Source organism: Bacteroides sp., assembly GCF_019417265.1.
Lineage (GTDB): Bacteria > Bacteroidota > Bacteroidia > Bacteroidales > Bacteroidaceae > Phocaeicola.
The window spans coordinates 1-3,850 of sequence record NZ_DXVR01000150.1; the positions used below are offsets into that span (position 1 = coordinate 1).

The following is a 3,850-nucleotide window of genomic DNA, read 5'->3' on the forward strand; positions in this document are numbered from 1 at the left end:
TGTGAACTCATAATGTTGGTTTTATGAGTCAACTTTTTTCAGGGTAAGACAAACACTTTTTAAAGAGCGAATGAAGCGTTTAAGTATGCGTATGATAGGTTCTTCATTCCGTCAGCCTTAGGTGCCCATATTCTGAAGTTAGGAGATAGCTTGACATATTTGCCCAACTTGAATTCTACACCTGCCATACCTGCCATACCGTCTTTTGCACTATCCCATGAGTTTTTTGATGTGAGGTAGTCCCAACGCCCGTATATGTTGATTTTCTTTGTAAGATTGATTGTTGTGTAGACAGAAGCACCACTCTTGTCGTTGCCGTTGGCAAATTTTGTGTTCTTCATCCAGTTGTATTCTGCACCAAGTGAGAATGCCGAATTTTTGTATCCTGCAAAGAATGCAAGGTTTGTAGTACCTTTTACGTCGTCTTTATTTGTTGCTGCATCTTTCAGGCTCTGTCCTGCCTCGTTGTATGAACCGTATGCACGTACCATAAGTCCTTCTACCGGAGTAAGTGTCAGACCGGCACCGTACTGAAGACCGTCGTCCACCTGTACTTTCTTGTAACCTTCGCCGTTTGCCACTATCACATCTGCTGAGATAAAGTTATTGAACTTATATGCTGCTGATACTGCGAGGTCGGCGCTGCTACCGAATTTATATTCATCCTGGAAAGATTTCATAACGTAGCGTTTTCCCCAGAAGTCTTCCTGTGTCTTGAACTGTGTGGTGCTTATCAAACCTCCGTTCAGTGTCAGGCCTTCGTGTTTCCATGATACCATGGCATTCTTGATGAATCCTACTCTCTGAATGTCATTTACATCGTCTGACCGGTCGAAGTCCATAACCGCCTTTATCTGCAGGTTGTGTGGAAGCTTGTACTGATAGCCGATGTAGGCTCTTTCGAGATTAAAACCTCTGTCATTGTTTACACTTCCGAATCCTGTATGCAAATCAGAATAGATAGTAATGATTGCACTTCCTTTTTTCTCTTCTTTCTTTTCCTTTGCAAATGTCACTGTTGGTATTGTAAGTGCCAACATCACACTTAGTAAAATCTTTCTCATGTTTATAGCTTGCTTAATTTTCACGACGCAAAAATGACTGTTTGGTGTTACAAACATGTTACAATTGCTTAACATTAATATTAATATGGTTTTATTCTTTGATTGTATGTATCTAATAATTAGTTTATTAAACACAAATGTAGCATATGTTACAAAAATATTACATGAAATATGGCTTTATTTGTAGTAAGTACATAATAAGAAATGAGCAAATATCCTATATTGGTTAAACTACCAATATAGGATATTTGCTCATTTTATCGGAATGTATGTTTGCAAACATTTTTAAAACCGTTTGCAAACCTCTTTAAATACTACTTTATAATGAACTTGTAATTTCCTTCGAGTTTCTTTTGTGAGTCGGTCAATACTATGCGATATATCTGCTTTCCCCAAACATTTGACAGACGTGTATCGGGAAGCTCTATAGTTTCAAGTGTAGCCTTGAAGTTTGCAGGATATTCAAGTGTGGCCTGTTCTTCTCCCACCTTGATAATAACCTTGCCGGATTTGCTTATATCAATATCTCCCCAAACGAGGAAGTTAACCTGATTTGCTGCCTTGGTTTCTTTCAGTGAGAACTTGTCGGTTATCACAAGACGTTTGTTCTCTAATTTATATGAACGAATCCAGCTGTTTACCGCTGCTTCTTCAGGGTATGCTGTAGAAATATCGGCAGAGAAATAACGCTGTTTTTCCTTGCATACTACATTTGTTGCCTTGTATTCCTGTCCGAAGCGTTGTGGAACACCGTTTATCATAGGCAGATTGTGGTAGTTGCTCTGCATAGTCCAGATGGAGTATCTCTCGCTACTGAATGTCTGTCGTGTGTATGTTCCTACTCCTGCATCTATAAGTATAGGAGTATTATTGATGTAGAGTGAGAATGTTCCGGCATCGTTATGATTGTGGCTTTCGTTGTTGAAGCCTCCCTTTGTGGCAAGAAACCATCCAGAGTTGTTTGTCAGATAGCAGAACTCTGTTTCAGGATACCATGTGCATGCAGGAACATTGTGTGCAGGTCTGGTCTGTTCCAGTTCCTTATTCAGTAATACACACTGTAATGTACGGAAAACATCATTGCCAAGAGGTATTGTAGGCCGTTTGCCTTTGAGCAGATATGCTGCAAACTGCATCATCTCTTCGCTGCCTACTGCACGTCCGTAGCGGTAAATCAATGGAGCATCGCCGCCGCCTTTTGCTGAAGCGTCAGCAAAGTTTACTACCCAACCGTTGCCAACATACGAACGACTGATATATTCGCCCATACGGCGTATCATAGGATTATTGAACAGGGATACTTTTCCGTTAGTTCCGTCAGAAAGAATCTGGAGATAGTCATACATTTTTCCCGCAGCATGTCCCCAGTATGAAGTTCCTTCCTCGCATGCACCGTCTGATTTCACGAAATTGATAAATTTATCTACAGACTGCATAGTGCGCCATACTGCATCGGTAAGTTTGTCGCGGTCTTCTTCAAGAAGAAGATAGCACTGAAGCACATTAGAGTTACACCATGGATTCCAGTTGTTGATGATTTCTCCCGGTTCCCAGTAGAAAGCCATCCACCATTCACGGTCGTTTTCCATATAAGGGTCAAGAATACGTTCCTGAAGTTCATGGCGCAGGCGAAGTGATATAACAGGATCAGCCTTGTCGAATGTATCGTGGAAGAAATAATATACCCATGCCAGCATTGAACCATAGTTTCCGGAACCGAGGTCTATGATTTGCTCGCGCCAGTCAGGCATAGAGCGTTTGGTGCTTTGTCTTGGCAAGTGTGCCGACAGAACCCATGAAGTCATTTCACAGCTGAAGAATACACCGTTTATAAGTTGGTCGATAAAACGTCCTTTTCCTTCGGCAAGTTCGGCCATCATAAGTACATTTATGGCTTTACGGTTTGCTTCGTATGGATTTTGCATGATGTTTCTTTCGCCGCTACGCTCATATTCCAGATAGTCTGTAGCACGGATAACCTGCCATCTGTAGTCAAGCATCTTTTCGCCGGCTCTGATGAGTGTTTGTCTGTCTTCATCATTAAGCAGAGAGTTCCAGCCTTCACGGTCGGTGTATGCAGGATATGGCACCCAGGCACCGTTCATTACCAATGCTTCCTTAAGCTGTTCTTTTGTAACAGAGTTTTGCAGCAGATTTTTTTCGGTGTATGCAAACATAGCTGTTGTGAATAGCAACATACAGCAAATAGTCCACATACGAAGTAAAGGGTGATTCTTCATTGTTGATATAATTAATAGGTTATGTATTTGATGCAAAGATAACAAATTAGGGCATAAATAAAAATAAAGACCGCAGAAACGGGTGCTTCTGCGGTCTTTAAATTAGGTATATAATGTTTTTTTATTTTGCTATTATCAGGTAATAGTTCTTCTTTCCACGCTGTACGAGGAGATATTTACCGTCAAGCAAATCTTCGCTTGTGATAGTCTGGTCGAATGCAGTAAGTTTCTCTTTGTTCAAAGAAACGCCACCACCCTGTACCATCTTTCTCATTTCGCCTTTTGAAGGGAAGATGTTTGTCTTTTCAGCAAACAGGTCAACAGCCTTTATTCCGGCTTCGATATCGGTTTTGGCAACTTCGAACTGCGGAACACCTTCGAATACTGAAAGAAGAGTATCTTCGTCAAGTTTCTTTAGAGCTTCTGAAGTTGCATTGCCGAACAGGATTCCTGACGCTTCAACAGCTGCATTATAATCTTCCTCAGAGTGAACCATGATAGTAACTTCCTTGGCAAGACGTTTCTGAAGAACGCGCAAGTGAGGAG

The 3,850-nt window shown here is 41.2% G+C and carries 2 protein-coding genes and 1 pseudogene; all 3 read right to left on the reverse strand.

Annotated features, from left to right (window positions below):
* Positions 1–59: 59 nt before the first annotated feature.
* Positions 60–1,064: a hypothetical protein gene (locus QZ379_RS12210; RefSeq protein WP_291565244.1), complete on the reverse strand. Its 1,005-nt coding sequence runs from the start codon at positions 1,062–1,064 to the stop codon at positions 60–62.
* Between the two features lie 314 nt (positions 1,065–1,378).
* A complete protein-coding gene (locus QZ379_RS12215) occupies positions 1,379–3,280 on the reverse strand; it encodes a heparinase II/III-family protein (RefSeq protein ID WP_291565247.1) in 1,902 nt (633 codons plus the stop codon).
* 145 nt (positions 3,281–3,425) lie between these two features.
* A pseudogene (locus QZ379_RS12220) lies at positions 3,426–3,850 on the reverse strand (tyrosine--tRNA ligase); the annotation flags it as partial.